The following is a 21,830-nucleotide window of genomic DNA, read 5'->3' on the forward strand; positions in this document are numbered from 1 at the left end:
AACATGCACAGCTACTGCCTGCACCAAGCCTCTTTTGCTCACGACTTAGCTGTAACTAACTGGTTAACATATACTTTGCTCAGTAAAAAAATAAAAAATGCGTATCAGATAAATAAAATATTCCCGTGCGCAAATCAAGCTTTATGACTATGCTAAAGTACAAGTCATGACGAGTCTGAGGCGCACTAAATGCTACCAAGCAACGTTGATAAACTATTAAATCATCAATATGTTACCAACGATCCACTCCATCAGCTCTTTGATGCTGTCAAAGCCATTTCGGTGCAGGGTTACGATGAAGAGCGCCGTGTTATTTATTGGAATGAAGGCAGCACCTCGCTTTATGGCTATAGCAAGCAAGAAGCAAGCGGTAAAAAGCTTGAAGAATTAATCATTCCTGAGCCAATGCGCGACAAGGTTATTGCCGCTCATCACGACTGGATAACAAAAGGCATTGCTATTCCGGCAGCAGAGCTCTCTCTACGTCATAAAAATGGCCATGCAGTTGCTGTTTTTTCAAGCCATGTAATGTTTATCAATCAGCATAATGTCAAACAGATGTATTGCATTGATATTGACTTAACTGAGGTTAGGCAAGCGCAAGCACAGGCTCACTTTAAAGAGCAAATGCTAAAAACAATATTTGAAGCAATTCCAGATTTATTTTTCCTAATGAAACCTGATGGTACTATCTTAGATTACCATGCAAGCAATAAAAACACTCTCTACTTACCTGAGGCAGAATTTATTGGCAAACGTATGATGCAAGTACTTCCTACAGAAGTTGCCCGTAAGTTCCAGCGTCATATTGATATTGCCAAGTCGACACAACAAAAATCTATCATCAGTTTTGAGTATGAGCTGGCTATGCCTCAAGGCTTAGCCCACTTTGAAGCGCGTATTAACCACATCGAAAAATATCAACAAATCATGGTTATCATTCGCGATATTACTGAGCAGCATAAAACGGCAGAATTAATCAAACATCAAGCCTATTTTGATAGCTTAACCGACTTACCAAACCGTTTTTTGGCCTTAGACAGGCTTTCGCAGATTTTAATCAAAGCTGAGCGCAATAATGCCAAAGCTGCGGTGCTATTTCTTGACTTAGACGACTTTAAAAAAGTGAACGACTCACTTGGTCACGAAGTCGGCGATGCCATTTTAGTTGAGTCTGCGCGCCGGCTACAGCAAGTTCTGCGCAAAGAAGATACCGTTGGCCGCTTAGGGGGGGACGAATTTATTGTCTTATTGAAAGACTTCAACGCCAGTGAACATATTTTAGCTATTACGGAAAATATACTAAACGTCTTTAGAGCACCATTTAATATCAATGGCCGTGAGTTAGTATTGACGCTAAGTATCGGCGTCGCTACCTACCCTAATAACGGTAATAATGCCTCTGACTTATTGCGCAACGCGGATACCGCCATGTACCAAGCAAAAACACTAGGACGTAATACCTATTCATTTTTTACCAAAGCAATGAATACTCAGATGTTACGACGCTTTAAAGTTGAAGAACAATTGCATGGTGCACTCGAACGTGAAGAGTTTACCCTACATTATCAGCCACAAATTGAGGTGAAAACGGGTAAGATCATAGGGGCAGAAGCATTACTTCGTTGGCATAACCCTGCGCTGGGCCAAGTAACGCCAGATGAGTTTATTCCGATAGCAGAGCATTCAGGGCTTATCGTCGCGATTGGCAAGTATGTCTTTAATCAGGCTTTAAGCTTCTTAAAAACATGGCAAAGTCACACTGAAAAACCTTATACCATGGCAATTAACTTATCACCGCGGCAATTTCGCGACACTGAGTTACTAAACTTACTGCAAGATAGCCTTAATAAACTCAATATTGATGCTCAGCAAATCGAGTTGGAAATCACCGAAGGCTTATTGTTAGGCGACCAAACACACATTCAACAAGCTTTACAAACCATCAATGACTTAGGGTTTACGTTAGCAATGGATGATTTTGGCACCGGCTATTCTTCACTCAATTACCTGAGAAAATATCCGTTTAAAACCCTAAAAATTGATCGAAGTTTTATTCAAGGAATAGCCCTAAATACATCCGACTACAACCTAGTTAAAGCCACCATCGCCATGTCTCACAGTTTAGATTTAACCGTTATTGCTGAAGGGGTAGAAACACAACAACAGCTGGCCATATTAAGCAAGTTAGGTTGTAATACTGTACAAGGCTACTACTTTAGCAAGCCAATCCTAGCAGCTCAGTTACTTGAGCTTTCAACTCAACAAAGCGCAGAATAAACAAGCTTTTACCTGCACTAGCAATAAGTTAATAAAGCTATTGCCGACCATAAATGGCAGTTTGCCATGCTACTCTGGTTTAAAAATACCAATGACTTTCTCATTCGGCCTTACTTCCTGCACAACATGCTCTTCAGGTTGTGACATTTGTTCGCCGCAACTGACACAGGTAACTGTCTCGACGCCATTTTCTTTACTTAGCGCCATAGTATCCATGGCTTGACACTTAGGGCAAGTAGCCCCTGCTATAAATCGTTTTTTCACTGAATTACCTTGTAAAGTTTAAACTTGCCAGCAATTTTCATTGTTTTAGCAAGATATCGTGCCAGTTGCACTATTTTACCTTGAACTATCCCCTCAGGAAAAGCGACAATAGTGTCCAGCATTAAAAAGAGTAGCAATAAATGATCACAGCCACAGAGTTAACCTTAGCCCGAGGTGCGAAAACCCTCATAAAATCATCAAGTTTTACCATACACGCTAATCATAAGGTGGGGCTTGTTGGTGCCAACGGCTGTGGAAAGTCTTCATTATTTGCCAGCTTATTAGGTACCTTACCCGCTGATGGTGGCAATTTAACCTTGCCCAGTAGTTGGAAAATAGCCACGGTAAAGCAAGAAACACCGGCACTAGAGCAGTCGGCATTAGATTATGTTATCGATGGTGATGTTGAGTTTCGCCAGCTAGAAGCTAAATTAGCGCAAGCGCGCGCCGATGACAACGGCACGCTTGAAGCGACTATTATTAATCAAATAGATACCATTAACGGTTATAGCTTACCAGCCAGAGCAGGCGAATTACTGCACGGATTAGGCTTTTTACAAGCGCAACTTAGCAGCCCAGTAAAAGCATTTTCTGGCGGTTGGCGCATGCGCTTAAACTTAGCCCAAGCCTTGATCAGTCGCGCTGATTTATTATTGCTCGATGAGCCCACCAACCATTTAGATTTAGATGCGGTTATCTGGTTACAGCGTTGGCTAAAACGCTTCACCGGCACCTTGGTTTTGATCTCACACGATCGCGACTTTCTTGATGATGTCATTAATCAAATTCTGCACATTGAACAACAAAGTGCCAAACTCTATGCCGGTAACTATAGTGCCTTCGAACGCCAGCGCGCTGAGCATTTAGCCCAACAAGATGCACAATACCAAAAACAACAAAAAGAAGTTGCGCACTTGACTTCGTTTGTCGATCGCTTCCGCGCCAAAGCGAGTAAAGCCAAGCAAGCACAAAGTCGCTTAAAGCGGCTGCAAAAGCTGCCTGACCTAGCCCCTGCGCATGTTGATAGTCAATTTACTTTCAGTTTTGAGCAACCCGACACTTTGCCCTACCCTTTATTGTCGTTAACCGAAAGCCAGTGTGGTTATAGTCGTGACGCGATTATTTTACAAACCGTCAACCTGACCTTAGTCCCTGGTAGCCGTATTGGCTTATTGGGCCGCAATGGTGCGGGTAAATCGACACTGATAAAATCATTAGCCGGTGACTTAGCCTTGCTGCAAGGTGAACGTTATTGCGCACAAGAGCTTAAAATCGGTTACTTTTCGCAGCATCAACTCGAACAATTACATATGAGCAGCAGCGCTATTGAGCATATCACTCGTGCTAAACCAGCATTAACTGAATTACAAGCACGAAACTTTTTAGGGCGTTTTGGCTTTAGTGGTGACCAAGCCCTCGACAGCGTGAACACTATGTCGGGCGGAGAAAAAGCCCGCTTAGTTTTAGCCCTGATAGTATTAGAAAAGCCGCAATTACTTCTGCTAGATGAACCTACTAACCACCTAGATTTAGAAATGCGTCAAGCCTTGGTACTTGCACTACAAGACTTTGAAGGTGCCATTATTCTAATTGCCCACGACAGATATTTATTAGAGTCTTGTGTCGATGAATTTTATTTAGTCGCCAATGGTCAAGTCACCGACTTTGACGGTGATATCGACGACTATCAACACTGGTTGACTGATGAGAAAAAACTAAGCGTTAAAGCCAACAAAGTACTTAACGAACCTCAAGTGGATAAGAAACAGCAACGTAAAGCACAAGCCGAGTTACGCAAAAAAGCGTCTCCGCTGCGCAAACAGGCCGATAAATTTGAAAAACTGGTACAACAGTGCCAAGACGAGTTAACCGACGTTGAGGCTAAACTGGCTGATAGTGACATTTATCAAGCTGAGCACAAAACTAAACTGACCGAGTTACTCAAGCGCCAAGCTAAGCTTAAGCAAGATTTAGAGGTCAATGAAATACAATGGCTTGACCTTGAAGAGCAAATTGAAGCGATAATGTCACAAGCTTGTTAAATTTATTGCTACACTTAAGCTAACGTAGCTAAATGCTAGCCATTTTACATCGACACAAAAGGATAGGACATTATGATGAAAAAATTTGCCTTATTAACACTTAGCATTGCCCTATTTACACCAAGCTTTGCATACAGTGCCGATTTAGATCTGGGGATCTATGAGCTTAATCGCGGTGAGTTTAAAGCCGCAATTGCAGAATTTGAACCGCTAGTAGCCCAAGAGTATGCCCCCGCGCAATATCAAATGGGTATCATTTATTTAAATGGTTATGGCGTGATAAAAAATGAAAAAAAAGCGTTAGAGCTATTTAATTTAGCGGCCGCACAAAATTACCCCGATGCCCTGTTTCAGCTTTCTTTGCTATACAGTGCGGGTGATGTCGTTAAACAAGACTTGAAAACGGCTTATGCCTTAATGGAAAAGGCGGCTAATCAAGACTTACCACGAGCCCAATTTAACTTGGGCGTTATGCTTTATAATGGCGAAGGCGTAACGCGTAATTACTTACAGGCTTCACGTTGGTATCAAAAGGCGGCAGATCAAAACTATGCCTTAGCCCAATTTAACCTGGCCTTAATGTATTATGACGGCAAAGGCGTCGCTAAAAGCACAGAAATGTCTTATATCTGGAATATTATTGCCGCGAAAAATGGTTATCGTAAAGCTGAGCAAAGCCGTGATATGGATGAGCGAAATTTAAGTGTCGATCAAATTAAATCTGCACGTGAAAAAGCAGACGCGATTTATCGCAAAATAATTGAACAACGAGAGTTAAGAAACCGACGCTTATCTTAGTTTGCTTCTTGTTTAACTTAAATGACAAAGCCGCTTGGTTGAAAACGACCAAGCGGCTTTGTCAGTTTTTATGCCGTTGTATACGCCATAAACCACAACCGCCAGCCTGGGTACTTACATTGTGTATGCGCAGCGTTGCGTTATCGCCTTGTAAAGTGATCTAAATCAACATGCTGAGCAAGGTTATTATTTACAATGCTATCTAAATTATTGATTAATTCGCTACTATATTTGGAGTAAGTGATGAACATTGTAGATATGCTACTCAACGATCCGGTTGTTATATTTTCATTCGCTGGTTTAGCGATTTTATTAGGTATTTGTGCTTTTTATGTTTACTATTTTTGGGCTCGTATTAGTGAAGATGAAAAGTAACTCAGGGAGCAACTTACACCGTCTAGCTAACAAGCTTGGCAATTGTCTAACGGTTTAAGTGTGCCAGTGGGCATTGACTTGCATTAGGTGTACAATGCCCTTTTGTTTTGCTGCTAATAAGATCCTATGTTTACAAAAAGTACTTTCAGCCCGGCTTGGTGGCTGAAAAATGCTCACTGCCAAACCATAGCTGCTAAGTTTTTTCGCCGCCACCATACCATTAATACCACAACCGAAACTCTTGAGTTACCCGATGGTGACTTTATTGATTTAGCTTGGACTGAGCAAGTCAGCGCCGATTGTTCTCGCCCCATTGTTGCGGTTTTACATGGTCTAGAAGGCTCTAAAAATAGCCATTATGCTAAAGGCATGCTGTCGGCGATTAAGGCTCAAGGTTGGGTTGGTGTTTTGATGCATTTTAGAGGCTGCAGTGGCAGGCCTAATCGATTAGCAAAGTCATACCATAGTGGTCAAACTTGTGACGTGGATCATTTTAGTCAGTATCTTGCCACGCACTATCCCGCAGCAAAAAAAGCGATTGTCGGATTTTCATTAGGTGGTAACGTACTAACCCGCTATTTAGCTGAGCAAACTCAGCACATTTATCAGGCTGCTTGTGTTATTTGTGCGCCATTGGACTTATCCAGTTGTTGTGATCGTATTAATAGCGGCTTTTCAAGAGTTTACCAAAAATACCTGGTGGATATGCTCAAAGCTAGCACCCTGAAAAAAATTAATGCACAGTTAGTCAATCATATTGCGCCGCACCATTTACGCAAAATCCGCTCAATAAGAGAGTTTGATCAATTGGTTACAGCACCCGTGAATGGCTTTCGCGATGCTAACGATTATTATCAACAAGCCAGTGGCCGAGATGTACTACATCATATCCATGCCCCATGTTTAGTCATACATGCCAGTGACGATCCATTTTTATGTCATAAAAATATCACCGCCATCAATCAGTTACCGAAACAGATGACTTTTGAAGTCAGCTCGCGCGGCGGCCATGTGGGCTTTATAAGCGGCAAAAACCCGTTTAAGCCTACATATTGGCTTGAGCAACGCATACCAGAGTTTTTTGCGAGGTACTTATGATCATCCCACTTGAGCGCATTGACCATGAAACATTAATGGCCATTATTGAAAGCTTTGTATTAAGGGAAGGCACGGAATATGGCAGTGAAGATGTTACCTTAAGCGATAAAATTGCTGCGGTACATACCCAATTAAAGCAAGGCTCTGCGGTGTTAGTTTATTCTCAACTACATGAAACGGTCAATATTTTGCCCGCCGAACAGTTCATCGACGATAGCGCTGAAAACCCTTAAACAACAAAGGCACCCGTAGGTGCCAAGTTACATTTGCTTTATTGAACAAGCTAGCGGGTAAAAACAACTGAGAAGTTAACGGGCACGACATGATTAATGCTAGTTAACGACGCCAGTGCTTTTAACTTATTTATGCCTGCAACAATGCCAAAATCTAGCGCCTTAACAAATGCTGGCTTCAGGGTGTAGACTAAAAGCTTATTTTCGCTCAGCTTAATGACACTGACTTCTAATGCTAACGCTCGCTTTACGCCATGAAAGTCAAGCATACCATTGATGTTAACCGTTTGTGGCTCACCCAGTGTTAATCGTGCTATGAGTGAATTATCCAGTTGTGCGCTAAAGTTGGCGCTACTATATTTCTCTGTTTCAAATAAAAACGTTTTCATACGCTCATCACGGATCGGAATTAGCGTATTGACGCTAGCCAGATCAATACTAATATTGACTTGCGCTGTCTCATTAATCATCCCAGATATATTTGAAAAAAAGTGATTTTCAGCAATGTTGCCTTTTTTTACTGAACTAAAATTTAGTTGTGAGTTTTCCTTATCAAGCTGCCATGTTGCCATTGCAGGTACGCTGATAAATGTGGTCACTAACAAGGTAATTAAAAATAAAGCTGATTGGCGCATTATGCACTCCATAGTTTTGTCAGGCACGCACCTGAGTGTGATAATGAAATAGTCCTGCTCGCTATTCGTTAGCAGTTTAACCCGTAACACTAAGTGATTTTAACTCATTATGCCATTAATTGTGCGGCTTTGCATGGCATCAAATGCGCAGCACTGAGGGCTTTAGCCATCACCTTTTGTCAACGCGCGATAACTTACCTCAACTTAGGTTTAATAGGATGAATGAGAGCGCACACTATTGTGAGCGCTATGTCTGAGCTTATTACTTAAGTGATATCTTTGCGTGTTGCGCGGTGAGGAATAATAATATCACGCCATGGCAGTGCTTGGTTGCCTAACGATAAAAAGTCTGGTTGCATCAAAGTTTCACGCTGATTATAAGTTAACGGCTTAAATTCACTATCAATAATACGGCCGCCGGCTTGCTCAATAATGCAATGACTCGCGCCAGTGTCCCACTCACCCGTTGGTCCAACCCGCAAGTAGCAGTCAGCGCCCCCTTCGGCAATTAAGCAGTTTTTTAACGAGCAACTTCCCAAGGCAATATGCTCATAGTCATAATCAGCACTTAAATATTGCCCCATTAAGTTAATATCTTGGCGTCGACTAATCGCGACCTTGATACGGCGTTGACTATGATACTTAGCAACTTGAATTTTATGACTACCGCTATCGTTTTCTTTATATGCGCCCAAGTGGTTTTGTCCGTAGTAGGTTAAATGGTGATCAGGGGCGTGTATCACCCCTAAACTAGGCCAGCCATTTTCTACTAGGGCAACATTAACCGCAAAATCGCCACTACCCGCCATAAATTCTCCCGTACCATCGATGGGATCAAGCAGCCAGTAACGGGGCCAGTTCGCACGCTGGGCCAATGTTAACGCACCGACTTCTTCTGAAATGATAGGAATATCTGGCGTGAGCGTTTGCAACACGTCCATTAGCACATCATTAGCGGCAATATCAGCACTGGTTACCGGACTATTATCTGCTTTTATTTCCGCAGTGTAATTACCGTTTTTATAATATCGCGCCACTTCTTGGCCCGCTTTTTTGGCACTTTCAAGCGCAACAGACAGTAACATATCAGGGCTCATGCTGTTCCTCCTAAGTGATCTTTAACCATAAGCAAAGCCACTAAACTGCGGGCTTCGTTAAAGTCGTGCTGTTGCAATAATTGTTGATAATCTGCGACTCGCCAAGGTACGATCTCGAGTGCTTCAGGTTCATCACCTAGTAGTTTTTCATCGTAAAGGTCTTCGGCGAGAAAAATGGCCATTTTCGCATCAAAAAATGCCGGTGCCATGGCCACGCTATGTACTAAGGTTAAGCGATTAGCACCATAGCCGACTTCTTCTTTTAGCTCTCGGTTGGCGGCCTCTGCTGCACTTTCACCAGCATCAATTAAGCCTTTGGGAAATCCGAGCTCATAACTATGCGTGCCGGCGCAGTACTCCCGTACCAGTAGCATAGTCTCGCGATCTAACATAGGCACTATCATCACCGCCCCTCTGCCGGTGCCCGACATGCGCTCATACTCTCTTCTAACACCGTTGCTAAACGTTAAATCTATTTGTTCGATAGCAAATAAACGGCTTTTTGCCACTTGCTTGCGAGCGGTAATTTGCGGTAGTAGTTTCTTGCTTGTCATATTGCCCTTTATTGTAACAACTCAAATCAGCAATGGCTCAGTGCAAAGCTATGAATGGCTCATAATACAATAACACTGAATACATAGCATGATCTCTTGGGTATAATAATTACCATCATAACGCGAGCGCTATTATTCTGCTTACTATCACCTATTAAACGTCTTTCTTGGGGAAAAATCTATGCTAGATTGGTCAAATATTACTACTGTTTTAGTGGATATGGATGGCACTATACTCGATTTACATTATGACAATCACTTTTGGTCACAGCATTTACCACAACGCTATAGCGAACGTCATAACATAAGTTTAGCTGCCGCTAAGCAAGCGCTACTTAGTCACTATCAAAAAGTCGCTGGTACCCTCGATTGGTACTGCTTAGATTACTGGGCTGCACAAACGCAACTGCCCATTACCACGTTAAAGCGTGAAGTTCAGCATCTGATCCAATTACGCAGCGATGCTCATGACTTTCTAACCGCGCTCAAAAGAACCGGACGAGATGTGGTATTGGTGACTAATGCACATCCAGAAAGTTTGTCATTAAAAATTGAGCGTACACAATTAGATAAATACTTTCACACCCTGTATTCTACGCACGAGTTTGGTGTCACTAAAGAGTCTCAAGCGCTGTGGCACCAACTGCAAAAAAAGCATGGTTTTAATAAAGCACAAACGTTGTTTATCGATGACAGTGTCACCATTCTTGACGCTGCCAAACAATTTGGCATTAAACACTTACTTGCCGTAGCCAATCCCGATAGTAAAAAAGCGCAACAAGAGATCCATAACTACCCCGCGATAAGCAACTATGCTGACTTACTTAGTGACATTACCAATAGCCAACTAACTTAGACCTAGGCCAACATTAAGGAGCAACATTAGCACTAGTTTTTTAAGCGATATCGTCCTTGCTTGTCGGCCTGACCTAAAAAACTTAAGGCCGCTTTTAATGGCTCCGGAAACTTATCACCTGGTGTTAAATAACCACTGCCAGAAAAGTGCTGCAACGATTTTATCTGAGCTCGATAGCTTAAGCCTAAGTTATTGTTAGGTTCAATTTCGGCTACCAGCTCGCCTTGCTGGCAGCTTAATACTGCAGCTAAATCACCAAGCGCTACTTGCTCGTCTAGCGCGGTAATCTTGGCGTTTTGCCAATGCAAACTACCTTGCAATGTTTGACACAAAGGTGTTCCCATTACATAACGAGTGAGACTCAATTGCAGTTGCTCATGGGCAACAACATCTATGGCTAAATTTAATCGACTACTCACAACATTTGCGGCTAGGTTAACTTGCCCATCTTCAATGGTGATATCTGACCACAGGCCTTTAATGGCAAACTGACCTTCTGGCCCTGGCACGAGTGCGTCACCAAAGTGAACCTCAAATTTAGGATCTAGCATCAATACCGAGACAAGTGACAAGGCGGTATGCACCCGCTCTATCACAACACCGTCAATGTAGACTTGGTCAACTTTCGCGCGCCAAATAGTGCCCTCAAGCCCAGAAATTGATATATTTTTAGGGAGTTTAACTTGGGTTAGTAACCAATTTGCCGGGAGCAAAGCAATGACAAAAATACTGTACATGAGCAGAAAAATTGCAGGGTAGGCAAACTTCTTTTTCATTAATTTTTTCCTAATTGTAATCGGCGTACTCGTACCACACCCGGTTGCTCGGTAAGGCTTAAGTCGATATTTTTCACGAGTAACCCCTCTCGAGCAGCTAATTGCTCTAACCAAGACAGTAATGAGTTAAACGCTATTTCATTAATCCAAACTTGCAGGTCTTCACCTTGCGGTTGCATACGGGTAATAGTGATGTTATTAACTCGCGATGTGCGGGTAATAATACTCGATAAACTCGCGCCCGATTTGACCTTGTTGCTGCGCATAGCCACTTGGTAGTCATCAGTTTTTTCTTCAACCCAATTCAGCAAAGCTTGCTGACGCGCCACCTTCGCCTTAGTGCGTGCTATGTTTTCATTTAACGGCTGCCAAATTAGCCCGTAAAAAATAAATACGCCAATCACCGCTGACATGGCCATGACTAAGCGTTGTTCACGAAGGTTTAATTGTTGCCACCAAGTTTTCATGAGCGCCCCCTAGATGATGTATCGGTAATACTAAATGAGCCAGATATTTGCTCACCTTGGTTATTTTGAGCACCTAATGATACATTTAGACCTGCCTTTTCCAGCGCGACTTTAAGTTTTTCAAAATATTGATAACCTTTGGCTAGCGCCTGCATGCGTACTTCTTGACGTTTACCATCAAATTTTAAAGTTTGTGGTTTCAGCTCAGGTACACTTGCTAATGCTGGCTCGAGTTTAACCAATAGCGGCAAAAATCCGGCATGGCTATCTCCGGTGCCTAATTCCGCTAGCTTCTGTCGCAGCTGTGACTTAACGGTTGCAACGCGCACCCGTTTAGTGTTTGGAAACGTGCTTTGATAACGCGCAATAATTTTTTCTTCAAGCACGGTAGCCTGGTTCGCTAATTGATAAAGCTCGACACTTTTTGCGGCAACGTTAAGCAGCAAAGCAACGCCACACATTGCCGCTACCCATAACCAATTTTTACTCACTTGTGAGCGTTTTTCTTTCACTTGAAACTCACCTTGTAGCAAATTAAAGTGCCGCGAATAGTGCGTCGCTAAAATGGCTAATGGCAACTCTTCAGGTAGGTATTCTACGGGTAATGCTGTTGGTACTTGCGGCAATGGCGAATATGATAACAGCGGGTGTTCTGTCTTATGGCTCTCAGTTAAATACTTAGCGACAATAGGCCAGGCATTTTCTTCAAAAGCCATGACCTGCCATTGTCCCAACCTCAGTAACACTTGCTCACCAAGCATCACCGCACTGCTTTTTCCAGTCTCAAAGGGCAATGCTAAAGCATCAGGAATCATAATTTTGCAAAAAATGCCGGCGTCTGCCAACCATTGTCGCCACAAAACCAGTTGCTCTCGCGCCGTGGCGGCAACAAAACAATTATGCTCTTGCTGATCAGCTTTGTGGTCACTGAAGGCGAAAAAAAGTTGTTCTACATCTTGAGCTAACTCTTCTTCAAGCATATAAGGTGCGGCTAAGCGCATCGCGCGTTGTGATGAACTGGGCACCTTTAGGCGTTTAATAGCAACATCACTGGCGGGCACAAATACCACCACGTCACGCGACATAGACTGTGCGGTTAACTGTGTTAACGCGGCGGCATTTGCTAACTCGCCGCTAGCAATAATTTCGTGTTCTCCGTTGCTTTTGATCAGCCAATGAATTTTATGTTCAGCTTGACTGCCTAAACGGATAAATAAGGTTTCACCCATTACTCTCGTCCTATGGTGCGAGTGATCACACCGATATTATTTTTATTGTCTACTTTCATAATGGTATTTAAAGCAAAATAGCTATTATTAAAACTTGCCATTGTTTTGAGCTTAAAGTACTCACTTTGCACAACAAATTGTTGTTTTTTTTCTGGTGTTATTTTCGCTTTACTAAACACAGGTAATTCAAAAAACTCATCTACACTAGCAAATCCTTGCTCTGGTCGCTCCGACAATGCTTGTATCACTTCATTTTGACTTATCCCTAACAGGGCTACAAGTACTTCGGGCTTATCCGTTGCGATCGTGTTCAGGTTTATTTTATGAATATTGCTATTGGGAATAACGCAAACATGTGCTTTTAGCGCCTCGATAACGGCAACATTAAAGTGCTCGATAACGCGCAATTCACTTATGCTAGCGAGGTAATTATTGGCCGGCAAGTAAGGAAATTCTTTCGCGGCGTAGTCGTTGTCTTCTGCACCACCTGAGCCAGTAATACTCGTATTGGCATCTAGCCAGTCAATGAGTGCATCCGCCATATATTCTGCTTCAAAGCTGCCAATACCTTCAATATTAAGTGCAATAATCAATTCTTCAAATGCACTACGCACGGGTGTTTTTTTGCTACCTTGGTTATTAGCTTCTTCAGAGGCAATTCGCAGTGCATTTAAGTTTAAGCAACTGTGTAAATCGGTTATTTCGCCGGTAATTTCGCCATAATCAACGGGAAAGCTTGTTTCCCCTTGTGCCCACATCTGCCCTAAATGAGTAACGTCGGTATTATCAGTAAGCGACTGTCTTAGTACGTTTTTTGCAAACGCTTCGGCACCCATCGCATACCAATAAGCTTGTTGGTTTGACGCAATATTACTGGTGCGCTGCATTTGCAGTTGCAAGCTCGCCGTCATTTGGGTGGCTAAAATCGCAATCAAGGCCACAATCAACATGACAGTAATTAATGCCACACCCTGCTGCTGATTAAAATTGCACTTACTCATCGTCATCATCCTGAGTAGGCAACTGATCGCCAGCCACTAAAAATTGCCGACGTATGACGCCATAGTCTTGGGTATCAAGCTCTATAGCAATGGCGGTTGGTAGGCTGTTTTCTTGCAACGTATTTTGCCACTTTTTACCATCATAAAACTCAAAGTCGACTTTTTCTACTTGACTAATCAATGGCCGCACTTTCGGTGCTTCACCAACCACGGCGTCAACAAAATTAAAATGTACTCGCTGTAAAACATTATCATTGAGCTGATAAACCACAGCTTGCATTTCACTGCGCGGCAACAACAAACCTGGATTAGTCCAACCATGCCGAACAAAGCCTAGCCCCTGTTCATAGCTAGAATAACGCTCATTATTGGTATGTAAAAAACTGTCTAGTGGTGCTTCACCTTGCAAGCGCACGCTGCGTCGTGCAATTTGTAGTAGATCACGCTCAATGATCAAGAAGCCACGTTGCAATTCGTTAATGCGCTCAGTGCGCGCTTTGCTGACACTATCACTGCTGAGCACAGTTTGAAATATACTGAAACTTGCCATGCTGATCACAGAAAATATTGCCACGGCAATCAGTACTTCTAATAGCGTAAAACCACGCGTTTGCACTCTGTAAGCGCTTGACAATGCACAAGCTTCACCTAGCAAAAGCTGCGTTTTGTTCATGACTTTGGCTTCGATAAGTAGGTCATTAAACTAGATAATGGTGCCGAGCTTTTTTCATCTAAACGCACCTCCATAACAATTGCACGCAGGTCGTTATCGGTTGTTTTTAGCACTTTTTGTTGCCATAACCACTCTTGACCTGCTAACTCCACTTTGCCTTTCTTATTATTTTTGGGTGGCCAAGCTTGGTCTAGCTTTGCGGCGACTAATTGGTTTGACGCCACCCAATTAGCAATGACTTTGCTTTCTAGGTAACCTAAGTTGCGTACGTTAGTGTCGGTAGTTGCTAAAATCGCAACGCCAGCAATAGAAAACACCGCCATGGCCAGCATCACCTCTATTAAAGTGAAGCCCTTATTCGAGCGACGTTGATTTAATTTAACGCGAGCTAGCATTAACTATCGGTCCTTCTATTGTTAATGGCGTACTGTAGATACCTGAGACTTTATAACTGATATCCTCTTCATGGCCCATTGCAAATTCTGCCAAAGAAAACGTTAAACTAAACGGCGTAATATCCCCGCCGGAGAGGATATAAATTTGTGGGATAAGTTTTTTCTCAGCGTCTTCTCTAAACTCATCGTCCTCAGCTTGAGTATTTAATAACGAGCTATCAAATAATAAGGGCTCATCAATGGGTAAATCATCAAGTTGCAAGTGTAATGTTATCGCTTCAGGTAGGGTAAAAGGGTCAAATAAGGGCTTGTCTGCCACTTTTGCCCACTGCACGCCATTATAGCCGAGAAATTGATAGCTATTTTCATCGATAAATACGCCTAGTTCGATGTTATTTAATAAGCCATATTCCGCTGCCACTTCAAAGACCTGTGCAAAGCGGGCACTCGTTTGCGCCAACTGCTGCTCGGGTTTTGAACTTGAAAACGAAAACTGCACCGCTGACAGCATAACGCCAATCAACAAAATCACCAACATGACCTCAATTAAGGTAAAGCCTGTTGCGAGGTAGCGTTTGGCACTAATCGTGCGGGCAATGTTTGTCGTTTTCACTGGCATAACAATAACGTTACCTGGCTATTGATAATCAGCTAGATTCCAATTACCGATATCATCATCAGTGCCGGCTTCACCATCGGGTCCCATTGAAAACACATCCATGGCGCCATGTTCACCTGGGTTCAATAGTTGATATTCATTACCCCAAGGATCATTAGGTAAACGCTTAACATAGCCCCCTTCAGGGAATCGACGCGGTAAGGGTTCAATGTCGGTTTCACTAACAAGCGCCTCTAAGCCTTGTTCAGTGCTTGGGTACTTATAATTATCCATTTTATACATACTAAGTGATGTTTCTAAGGCGTTGATATCTGACACGGCTTTTTGTAGGTTAGCCCGCTCTTGACTACCCATAAGGTTGGGTACCACCATACTGGCTAAGATACCCAAAATAACAATCACCACCATTACTTCTAACAGGGTAAACCCTCGACTACTAGTTACTGCTTTCATTTCTAACTTCCTATTAACGTATTTAACTGGAGAATGGGCTGTAAAATGGCCATCACGATAAATAATACAATCCCCGCCATCACTACCATCAGCGCTGGCTCAAAGGCTTTGAGTGAAACATTGACGATCGCTTCAAACTCACGATCTTGGTTATCTGCGGCACGGCCTAACATGTGTTCAAGTTGACCACTTTTTTCACCACTGGCGATCATGTGCAACATCATCGGCGGAAACAATTTAGTTTGCTCTAGTGAAACGCGCAAACTTGCCCCCTCGCGCACTTTATCGGCTGCGGCTTTTATACTGTCTCGAATATAAAGATTATCAAGCACTTCTCCTGATATTTTCATACTTTCTAGCAAGGGTACGGCACTGGCAGTTAAAATACTTAAGGTGCGAGCAAACCTCGCGGTATTGATACTTTTCGCCACTTTCCCCAAACCCGGCATTGCTAAAAAACGTTGATGATAGGCAAACCTAAATCGATCTTTTTTTAACAACTGCGACCAAATCAACATCAATAGTGCCACTATCATTACTATCACTAAACCGTAAGCACGCAAAAAATCACTACTGGCGATGAGAAACTTAGTGGTTGCCGGTAAATTAGCCCCCATATGCTCAAACTGACCGACAATTTTCGGCACTACCGCAGTCAATAAAATGGCAATAACACTGGTCGCCACGACTGTCATAATAATGGGATAGACTAAGGCTTGGATCAGCTGTGAGCGCAATTGTTGTCGTTGCTCAGTATAATCTGCTAAGCGATCTAACACTTTATCAAGGTGCCCTGATTTTTCACCGGCCGCCACCATAGCGCGAAACAAACGATTAAACACGTGCGGAAATTCTGCCATGCTTTCTGCCAAGCCATAACCTTCGGTAACTTTAGTGCGCACCGCCATCACCATACTCTTAATAGCATTTTTCTCGCATTGCTCTGCTACCGCCATTAACGACTCTTCAATCGGCAAACCAGACTCTACTAAGGTGGCAAGCTGTCGGGTGATCAAGGCTAACTCAGCCGCTGATATTTTTTTGCGACGAGTAAAGATAGCGTGCTGCTTAGTATCTTGCTTTTTTTGCAAACAAGGGGTTACTGCCAACGGCATTAAGCCCTGCTCACGCAGTAAGTTTCTTACATGGCGGGGCGTATCGCCTTCAATCACGCCTTTTTTAGTTTTGCCGCGGCTATCTACGGCCTGATAATCAAATGCTGCCATAATTTACAGTTTACTTTCACCTTAGGTTGCCGCTAACTTAATCTTCACGAGTCACACGCAAGACTTCTTCAATGGTGGTTTCACCGCGCATAACTTTATCAAAACCATCGCGGCGGATACTTGGCGTAGACTGGCGAATGTACTTTTCAATGGTTTGTTCACCTTTACCGTTATGGATTAATTCTCTGACATTATCGTCGACCACGATCAACTCGTGAATACCTGTGCGGCCACGATAACCTTTAAAGTTGCACTCTTCACACCCGACGGCTCGATAGATATGATGCTGCTCGCCTTGTGGCAGCTGCAGTAACTCTCGTTCCTGTGGTGAAGGTGGACAAGCCTCCCGACAGTGTGGACATAAAGTGCGCACTAAGCGTTGCGCTAATACGCCGAGCAAACTCGACGATAACAAAAATGGTTCAACGCCCATATCTTCCATGCGCGTGATAGCACCTGCTGCGGTATTAGTATGTAAGGTTGATAACACTAGGTGGCCAGTTAAACTGGCTTGTACGCCAATTTGCGCAGTTTCTAGGTCGCGTATTTCCCCCACCATTACCACATCGGGATCTTGTCGAAGTATCGCCCGTAGACCTCGAGCAAAAGTCATGTCAACTTTAGTGTTAACTTGCGTTTGTCCTATACCTTCAATGGCATATTCAATCGGGTCTTCTACTGTCAGTATATTACGCTCTTTGCTGTCAATTTGACTTAAACCCGCGTACAAAGTGGTACTTTTACCTGAGCCTGTTGGCCCGGTTACCAACACGATACCATGAGGCTTATCTATCAGTTGTGAAAAGCGCTCTCGGTTGCCATCTGTCATGCCTAAGTCTTGTAAATCCAGTCGTGTTGAGTTTTTATCCAACAAGCGTAATACCACGCGTTCACCATGCCCAGTTGGCATAGTTGATACCCGCACGTCTACCGCACGACCAGCAATTCGTAACGAAATACGACCGTCTTGTGGGATGCGCTTTTCGGCAATATCAAGTTTTGCCATTACCTTAATGCGTGATACTAACAAGGAAGCTAGTTTACGATTTGGCTTGAGCACTTCACGCAAGATACCATCAACCCGAAAACGGATTTGCAGCGCTTGTTCAAAGGTTTCTATATGAATATCAGACGCATTTTCTTTGATGGCTTCACTTAACATGGCATTGATTAATTTAATAATCGGGGCGTCATCTTCGTTTTCTAATAAGTCTTCTGTTTCTGTCATTTCATCAGCGAGCGAATATAAATCCACTTCATTGCCAATGTCTTCCATCATTTGCTGCGCCTCTGACGAGTCACGTTGGTAAGTAATGGTTAACAGTTGCTCAAACTCATCTACACTTTTCACTTGGATGTCAAAAGGTGCTTTTAGTACCCGGCGCACTTCCAATAATATATCGGCGCTCAGTGACTCTGTACACACTAGGCTTAATTCGTGCTCTTGATGTTGTACCAACACACTGTGACGCTTAGCAAAACTAAAAGGTAAGCGAAAACGCACGTTTGCTGCCGCCAAGGCTTCTTGTGCCGGCGCGTCATTAGCAGCAGCGCTTTCACTAGCGGCTACAAACGCTTGGCTTTGTGAATCAATGTCTGTCATGGCTATTGCTTTTCATCCGACGATTTTGTTTGTTCGCGCTTTTGCATATAATCATCAAACGTTGGCGGTAAGGACAATTGATCGTTCCATTTCGGCAAAATAGGTAACTTTTCATCTGACATTAATTCTAAGCCGGCCGCTTTCTTTTCAATTTCAAGTGCACGGATAAAGTTATACTTTTCCTTACTTAAATCATTCATTAATTTGCCATCGCGTACGATAGTCGGTCGCAAAAACACCATCAAGTTACGTTTACGTTTGGTGTTACTGGTGGATTTAAATAAATGGCCAAGTAATGGTATATCGCCTAAAAGCGGCACTTTTTGCACACTTTCTTGCACGTCTTCATCAATCAAACCGCCTAAAATTACGGTTGCGCCATCGTCGGCCATGACGGTGGTTTTGATTTCACGTTTATTGATAGAAATATCAACGCCAGTGGCACCGCTGACCGACGAGACTTCTTGCTCTATGGTTAACTGCACGCCACTGCCTTCATTAATCTGCGGCGTGACTTTTAACTTAATACCGATTTCTTGACGATCAACGGTTTGGAACGGATTACTGTTATTGCTGCCCGTGGACGAGCCGGTAATAATAGGCACCTCTTGACCGACAATAAAGTAGGCTTCTTCATTATCCAGCGTGGTAATGCTTGGCGTTGATAATAAATTAGAGTTGGTATCTGAGCTTACCGCCTGCACAATGGCGCCCCAGTCATTTTTTACGATACCAAACATAGTACCGCTAACCGAGCCAAGCACTTGTGCTAATAAGCTATAATCACCTTTGATGTCGGGTTGGTCTGGATTAACCGTTACCGCACCATTTTCTGAGGTTACCGTTGAGCCCTTAGTACCAGGTGTTGAGCGCGCCGCTTCTGCTGCCACGCCTACCGCACCTATTGGCGCGATACCGTTGTTAAACTGGGTTACTGCGCCATCTTCGTGATACCATTGTACGCCTAAATTTACACCGTCACCTTCAAAAACCTCCACTATTATGGCTTCAATCAGGACTTGTGCGCGGCGTATATCCAGTTGACGAATAACCGCCTCTAATGAACGCAACATATCTGGTTGAGCGGTGATCACTAAAGTGTTGGTGTCTTCGTGGGCATCAATACTGACATTACGGCTTTTATTTTTTCTCGACGACGTGGTGCTGCTTGCGCTGTCTGCTTCAATCGACTCGCTGACCCCTTGTAGCACCTTGACCATGTCTTCAGACTTAGCGTACTTTAGATGATAAACACGGGTATTACCGTTGGTTTCAAGCTCGCTGTCTAAACGAGAGACTAGGCGTGCAACGCGCTGACGAGCTTTTATTTCACCACTGACAATCACACTATTCGTACGTTCATCTGCGACAATTTTTGGGATCAAAAACGTTGGTGTGCCTGAGCCTTTACCTTGGCTGGAATTATTCATGGCTTCAATAATGCGTACCATTTCACCTGCTGAAGCATACTCTAGGCTAATGATTTGCACGTCTTGGTCGCCGGCTTTATCAACACGCTCTATAATTTGAACTAAACGATTCACCACCGCCGCGGTACCGGTCAGCATAATGACATTTGCTGGGTCATAGTTAACCACGTTACCGCCACCAGCTTGATCCGATAACTGTCGTAACAAGGGCGTCAGTTCACGCACAGTGACGTTTTTAACTTCCACCACCCGAGTAACCATTTCGTCGCCTGCGCCAGGATTTTCGTCACCAACTACGGGAATAGATGACGTTTTCGCATCTTTATTGCGAATAATCTTAACAACATTGTTGTCCATTTCTACCGCAGAAAAACCATACACTTCTAATACGTTTAAAAAGAATTGATAATATTGTTTTTCGCTTAACAAGTCGTAACTGCGCACATTGACTTTGCCACGCACGTTGGGATCAACGATCATGGTTTTTTTCAGATTTTTGCCCACGATATTAATAAATTCTGCAATTTCAGTGCCTTTGAAATTAGGCGAATATTCCGCAGCATGGCTTTGGCTAGCCAACAAAACACTATTAAGTAAAACTGCCGTAACAACCCCAGTCAAGCGACGCTTGTACCAAGGTGCGCTAAGTAATTGGCGCATGTATGATTCCTTTTATTCTAATTATCTATACTGAAGAGTATTTCTGTCAGGGTACCACTGCGATTAAGTAACAGTGAAACTTCTCGTTGTTCTTTTAATGATTTTAGCGCTTGGGCAGCCTCTCGTGGTGCCGTTAAATCATAACCATTCATTTGCGTCGCTATATCGCCAGATTTTAGACCCGCACTTTTGAAAAATTCAGGATCTTTACCCGGCATGAGTCGATAGCCAATAATTTTGCCATTTTCTCGCCGCGGCGATATTTTAAGATAATCGGTGATCTTGCCTGGGTCACTGTTTAATGTTTTGCGCAATGATTTGGTTGTTTGGGTTAGCGCTTTATTGTTTCTTTGATCTATAACTTGTGCTGCCGATGCAGCTAAGTTGAGAGGCGTCGATGCTTGCTCACTGTTGTTACGGCCTTTAATCCGCAATGGCTTAACATTTTTATCAAATTTCAAGCCTTCAAACATCAAGGTTTCAAATCGCCCCGAGACTTTTAAAATTACCCTATCGTTATATACGCTTTCTAGCACTGCTCGTGTGCCCTTGATGTTTTCACCTATGCTGTAGGTTTCTTGTTTGCCGGCACTTTCTATAATGGCACCAGCCGTCGCTTGGTCGTTGCTGGCGACAACACCACTTAAAATTAATTTTAGCCGTGTTTCAGGGGCATCTTCAATAACAACTTGCTCTACTTTCGGGGCTTGCTTTTGATTATAACGGCCAAAAAGATTAAGTGCTTGTATGGCGCCTACACTGATGTCTTTTGCTTGCGTTTGGGTATGTGATTGTGCGCGATGCTGATTTTGCGCCAGTTTGCTATTAGGTTCAGATAAACCAAACCAAGTTAATTGCGCACACAAATAAGCAATATAGCTCAAAAGTAGCAACATAATGATCTGTGTTATGCGTTGCTGAGGCAGTTTTGCTAGAGGTTCGAGCGCTCTTGAAAAATTATTCGATAATGTCATTTATTGTATTTTGTTAATTATCTGTGAATGCCAAGTCACTTCGATGATACTTGACCCGAGGCTTGGCAACAAGACGTCATATTATTTTTTAA

23 protein-coding genes are annotated in these 21,830 nt (G+C 43.1%); 7 read left to right on the forward strand and 16 right to left on the reverse strand.

The genetic code is table 11. From position 1 onward, the window contains the following. The first annotated feature begins 189 nt into the window (after nt 1–189). The gene (locus B6K83_RS14325; protein WP_085285613.1) at nt 190–2,280 is read left to right on the forward strand and encodes a sensor domain-containing protein; all 2,091 of its coding nucleotides are present in this window, start codon (nt 190–192) and stop codon (nt 2,278–2,280) included. A 69-nt stretch (nt 2,281–2,349) separates the two neighbouring features. Here the strand turns inward: B6K83_RS14325 and B6K83_RS14330 are convergent, their stop codons facing one another. Further along, entirely contained in the window at nt 2,350–2,544 is a 195-nt protein-coding gene (locus B6K83_RS14330; protein ID WP_085285614.1) for a YheV family putative zinc ribbon protein, read from the reverse strand. Nucleotides 2,545–2,684: 140 nt separating this feature from the next. On the opposite strand from B6K83_RS14330, the gene B6K83_RS14335 reads away from it, so the two are divergent. From B6K83_RS14335 to B6K83_RS14350, 5 genes are all read left to right on the forward strand, one after another. Next, on the forward strand, nt 2,685–4,586 hold the full coding sequence (locus B6K83_RS14335; RefSeq protein WP_085285615.1) for an ATP-binding cassette domain-containing protein: 1,902 nt from the start codon (nt 2,685–2,687) through the stop codon (nt 4,584–4,586). A gap of 72 nt (nt 4,587–4,658) precedes the next feature. After that, on the forward strand, nt 4,659–5,384 hold the full coding sequence (locus tag B6K83_RS14340; protein WP_085285616.1) for a tetratricopeptide repeat protein: 726 nt from the start codon (nt 4,659–4,661) through the stop codon (nt 5,382–5,384). 243 nt (nt 5,385–5,627) lie between these two features. Beyond that, nucleotides 5,628–5,759, forward strand: a complete 132-nt coding sequence (locus tag B6K83_RS18220) for a DUF3149 domain-containing protein (RefSeq protein WP_139175588.1) — start codon at nt 5,628–5,630, stop codon at nt 5,757–5,759. 126 nt (nt 5,760–5,885) lie between these two features. Beyond that, complete coding sequence (locus B6K83_RS14345; protein WP_085285617.1) at nt 5,886–6,857, forward strand: hydrolase; 972 nt, start codon at nt 5,886–5,888, stop codon at nt 6,855–6,857. Continuing rightward, nucleotides 6,854–7,090 carry a YheU family protein gene (locus B6K83_RS14350; protein WP_085285618.1) on the forward strand — a complete coding sequence of 79 codons (237 nt, stop codon included), beginning with the start codon at nt 6,854–6,856 and terminating at the stop codon, nt 7,088–7,090. The genes B6K83_RS14345 and B6K83_RS14350 overlap by 4 nt, the downstream gene beginning before the upstream one ends. A 50-nt stretch (nt 7,091–7,140) precedes the next feature. On the opposite strand, the gene B6K83_RS14355 is transcribed toward B6K83_RS14350, so the two are convergent. The 3 genes from B6K83_RS14355 to nudE form a co-directional block, all read right to left on the reverse strand. Next, on the reverse strand, nt 7,141–7,725 hold the full coding sequence (locus B6K83_RS14355; RefSeq protein ID WP_158088362.1) for a YceI family protein: 585 nt from the start codon (nt 7,723–7,725) through the stop codon (nt 7,141–7,143). A 266-nt stretch (nt 7,726–7,991) separates the two neighbouring features. Continuing rightward, nucleotides 7,992–8,822 carry a 3'(2'),5'-bisphosphate nucleotidase CysQ gene (cysQ, locus tag B6K83_RS14360; protein WP_175474838.1) on the reverse strand — a complete coding sequence of 277 codons (831 nt, stop codon included), beginning with the start codon at nt 8,820–8,822 and terminating at the stop codon, nt 7,992–7,994. Further along, nucleotides 8,819–9,376, reverse strand: a complete 558-nt coding sequence (gene nudE, locus B6K83_RS14365) for an ADP compounds hydrolase NudE (protein ID WP_085285620.1) — start codon at nt 9,374–9,376, stop codon at nt 8,819–8,821. Before nudE ends, cysQ begins: the two co-directional genes overlap by 4 nt. A 181-nt stretch (nt 9,377–9,557) precedes the next feature. Here nudE and yrfG point away from each other — a divergent pair, with 181 nt between their 5' ends. Continuing rightward, on the forward strand, nt 9,558–10,232 hold the full coding sequence (gene yrfG / locus B6K83_RS14370; RefSeq protein ID WP_085285621.1) for a GMP/IMP nucleotidase: 675 nt from the start codon (nt 9,558–9,560) through the stop codon (nt 10,230–10,232). 32 nt (nt 10,233–10,264) lie between these two features. Here the strand turns inward: yrfG and B6K83_RS14375 are convergent, their stop codons facing one another. Genes B6K83_RS14375 through gspC form a run of 12 tightly spaced genes read right to left on the reverse strand, consistent with a single transcriptional unit; the run spans nt 10,265 to nt 21,738 of the window. Further along, nucleotides 10,265–11,008 carry a type II secretion system protein N gene (locus B6K83_RS14375; protein ID WP_085285622.1) on the reverse strand — a complete coding sequence of 248 codons (744 nt, stop codon included), beginning with the start codon at nt 11,006–11,008 and terminating at the stop codon, nt 10,265–10,267. Then, nucleotides 11,008–11,475: a type II secretion system protein GspM gene (gspM, locus tag B6K83_RS14380; RefSeq protein WP_085285623.1), complete on the reverse strand. Its 468-nt coding sequence runs from the start codon at nt 11,473–11,475 to the stop codon at nt 11,008–11,010. The genes B6K83_RS14375 and gspM overlap by 1 nt, the downstream gene beginning before the upstream one ends. Further along, nucleotides 11,472–12,704 carry a type II secretion system protein GspL gene (gene gspL / locus B6K83_RS14385; protein ID WP_085285624.1) on the reverse strand — a complete coding sequence of 411 codons (1,233 nt, stop codon included), beginning with the start codon at nt 12,702–12,704 and terminating at the stop codon, nt 11,472–11,474. Before gspL ends, gspM begins: the two co-directional genes overlap by 4 nt. Further along, nucleotides 12,704–13,705, reverse strand: a complete 1,002-nt coding sequence (gene gspK / locus B6K83_RS14390; protein ID WP_233144035.1) for a type II secretion system minor pseudopilin GspK — start codon at nt 13,703–13,705, stop codon at nt 12,704–12,706. The genes gspL and gspK overlap by 1 nt, the downstream gene beginning before the upstream one ends. After that, a complete protein-coding gene (gspJ, locus tag B6K83_RS14395) occupies nt 13,698–14,378 on the reverse strand; it encodes a type II secretion system minor pseudopilin GspJ (protein ID WP_085285626.1) in 681 nt (226 codons plus the stop codon). Before gspJ ends, gspK begins: the two co-directional genes overlap by 8 nt. Next, nucleotides 14,375–14,773, reverse strand: a complete 399-nt coding sequence (gene gspI, locus B6K83_RS14400; protein ID WP_085285627.1) for a type II secretion system minor pseudopilin GspI — start codon at nt 14,771–14,773, stop codon at nt 14,375–14,377. The genes gspJ and gspI overlap by 4 nt, the downstream gene beginning before the upstream one ends. Beyond that, complete coding sequence (gene gspH, locus B6K83_RS14405; RefSeq protein ID WP_085285628.1) at nt 14,757–15,392, reverse strand: type II secretion system minor pseudopilin GspH; 636 nt, start codon at nt 15,390–15,392, stop codon at nt 14,757–14,759. The genes gspI and gspH overlap by 17 nt, the downstream gene beginning before the upstream one ends. A gap of 18 nt (nt 15,393–15,410) precedes the next feature. Then, nucleotides 15,411–15,845: a type II secretion system major pseudopilin GspG gene (gspG, locus tag B6K83_RS14410; RefSeq protein WP_085285629.1), complete on the reverse strand. Its 435-nt coding sequence runs from the start codon at nt 15,843–15,845 to the stop codon at nt 15,411–15,413. A gap of 2 nt (nt 15,846–15,847) precedes the next feature. Further along, the gene (gene gspF, locus B6K83_RS14415) at nt 15,848–17,071 is read right to left on the reverse strand and encodes a type II secretion system inner membrane protein GspF (RefSeq protein WP_085285630.1); all 1,224 of its coding nucleotides are present in this window, start codon (nt 17,069–17,071) and stop codon (nt 15,848–15,850) included. A 37-nt stretch (nt 17,072–17,108) separates the two neighbouring features. Beyond that, nucleotides 17,109–18,674, reverse strand: coding sequence for a type II secretion system ATPase GspE (gspE, locus tag B6K83_RS14420; protein WP_085285631.1), 1,566 nt, complete (start codon nt 18,672–18,674; stop codon nt 17,109–17,111). Between the two features lie 2 nt (nt 18,675–18,676). Next, nucleotides 18,677–20,764 (reverse strand): type II secretion system secretin GspD, encoded by a 2,088-nt coding sequence (gene gspD / locus B6K83_RS14425; protein WP_085285632.1) that lies wholly within the window; start codon nt 20,762–20,764, stop codon nt 18,677–18,679. A gap of 17 nt (nt 20,765–20,781) precedes the next feature. After that, nucleotides 20,782–21,738, reverse strand: coding sequence for a type II secretion system protein GspC (gene gspC / locus B6K83_RS14430; RefSeq protein ID WP_085285633.1), 957 nt, complete (start codon nt 21,736–21,738; stop codon nt 20,782–20,784). Nucleotides 21,739–21,830: the final 92 nt, after the last annotated feature.

The organism is Colwellia chukchiensis, assembly GCF_002104455.1.
GTDB classification, from domain to species: Bacteria; Pseudomonadota; Gammaproteobacteria; order Enterobacterales; family Alteromonadaceae; genus Cognaticolwellia; species Cognaticolwellia chukchiensis.

What these genes read in the sequence shown, in the direction of transcription:
- nudE (WP_085285620.1), bottom strand. Translation starts at nt 9,376, where the DNA reads ATGACAAGCAAGAAACTACTACCGCAAATTACCGCTCGCAAGCAAGTG.
- yrfG (WP_085285621.1), top strand. Translation starts at nt 9,558, where the DNA reads ATGCTAGATTGGTCAAATATTACTACTGTTTTAGTGGATATGGATGGC.
- B6K83_RS18220 (WP_139175588.1), top strand. Translation starts at nt 5,628, where the DNA reads ATGAACATTGTAGATATGCTACTCAACGATCCGGTTGTTATATTTTCA.
- gspI (WP_085285627.1), bottom strand. Translation starts at nt 14,773, where the DNA reads ATGCTAGCTCGCGTTAAATTAAATCAACGTCGCTCGAATAAGGGCTTC.
- gspD (WP_085285632.1), bottom strand. Translation starts at nt 20,764, where the DNA reads ATGCGCCAATTACTTAGCGCACCTTGGTACAAGCGTCGCTTGACTGGG.
- gspF (WP_085285630.1), bottom strand. Translation starts at nt 17,071, where the DNA reads ATGGCAGCATTTGATTATCAGGCCGTAGATAGCCGCGGCAAAACTAAA.
- gspL (WP_085285624.1), bottom strand. Translation starts at nt 12,704, where the DNA reads ATGGGTGAAACCTTATTTATCCGTTTAGGCAGTCAAGCTGAACATAAA.
- B6K83_RS14355 (WP_158088362.1), bottom strand. Translation starts at nt 7,725, where the DNA reads ATGCGCCAATCAGCTTTATTTTTAATTACCTTGTTAGTGACCACATTT.
- B6K83_RS14375 (WP_085285622.1), bottom strand. Translation starts at nt 11,008, where the DNA reads ATGAAAAAGAAGTTTGCCTACCCTGCAATTTTTCTGCTCATGTACAGT.
- B6K83_RS14340 (WP_085285616.1), top strand. Translation starts at nt 4,659, where the DNA reads ATGATGAAAAAATTTGCCTTATTAACACTTAGCATTGCCCTATTTACA.
- B6K83_RS14350 (WP_085285618.1), top strand. Translation starts at nt 6,854, where the DNA reads ATGATCATCCCACTTGAGCGCATTGACCATGAAACATTAATGGCCATT.
- gspH (WP_085285628.1), bottom strand. Translation starts at nt 15,392, where the DNA reads ATGCCAGTGAAAACGACAAACATTGCCCGCACGATTAGTGCCAAACGC.
- gspJ (WP_085285626.1), bottom strand. Translation starts at nt 14,378, where the DNA reads ATGAACAAAACGCAGCTTTTGCTAGGTGAAGCTTGTGCATTGTCAAGC.
- B6K83_RS14345 (WP_085285617.1), top strand. Translation starts at nt 5,886, where the DNA reads ATGTTTACAAAAAGTACTTTCAGCCCGGCTTGGTGGCTGAAAAATGCT.
- gspG (WP_085285629.1), bottom strand. Translation starts at nt 15,845, where the DNA reads ATGAAAGCAGTAACTAGTAGTCGAGGGTTTACCCTGTTAGAAGTAATG.
- gspK (WP_233144035.1), bottom strand. Translation starts at nt 13,705, where the DNA reads ATGAGTAAGTGCAATTTTAATCAGCAGCAGGGTGTGGCATTAATTACT.
- B6K83_RS14325 (WP_085285613.1), top strand. Translation starts at nt 190, where the DNA reads ATGCTACCAAGCAACGTTGATAAACTATTAAATCATCAATATGTTACC.
- gspM (WP_085285623.1), bottom strand. Translation starts at nt 11,475, where the DNA reads ATGAAAACTTGGTGGCAACAATTAAACCTTCGTGAACAACGCTTAGTC.
- cysQ (WP_175474838.1), bottom strand. Translation starts at nt 8,822, where the DNA reads ATGAGCCCTGATATGTTACTGTCTGTTGCGCTTGAAAGTGCCAAAAAA.
- gspC (WP_085285633.1), bottom strand. Translation starts at nt 21,738, where the DNA reads ATGACATTATCGAATAATTTTTCAAGAGCGCTCGAACCTCTAGCAAAA.
- gspE (WP_085285631.1), bottom strand. Translation starts at nt 18,674, where the DNA reads ATGACAGACATTGATTCACAAAGCCAAGCGTTTGTAGCCGCTAGTGAA.
- B6K83_RS14335 (WP_085285615.1), top strand. Translation starts at nt 2,685, where the DNA reads ATGATCACAGCCACAGAGTTAACCTTAGCCCGAGGTGCGAAAACCCTC.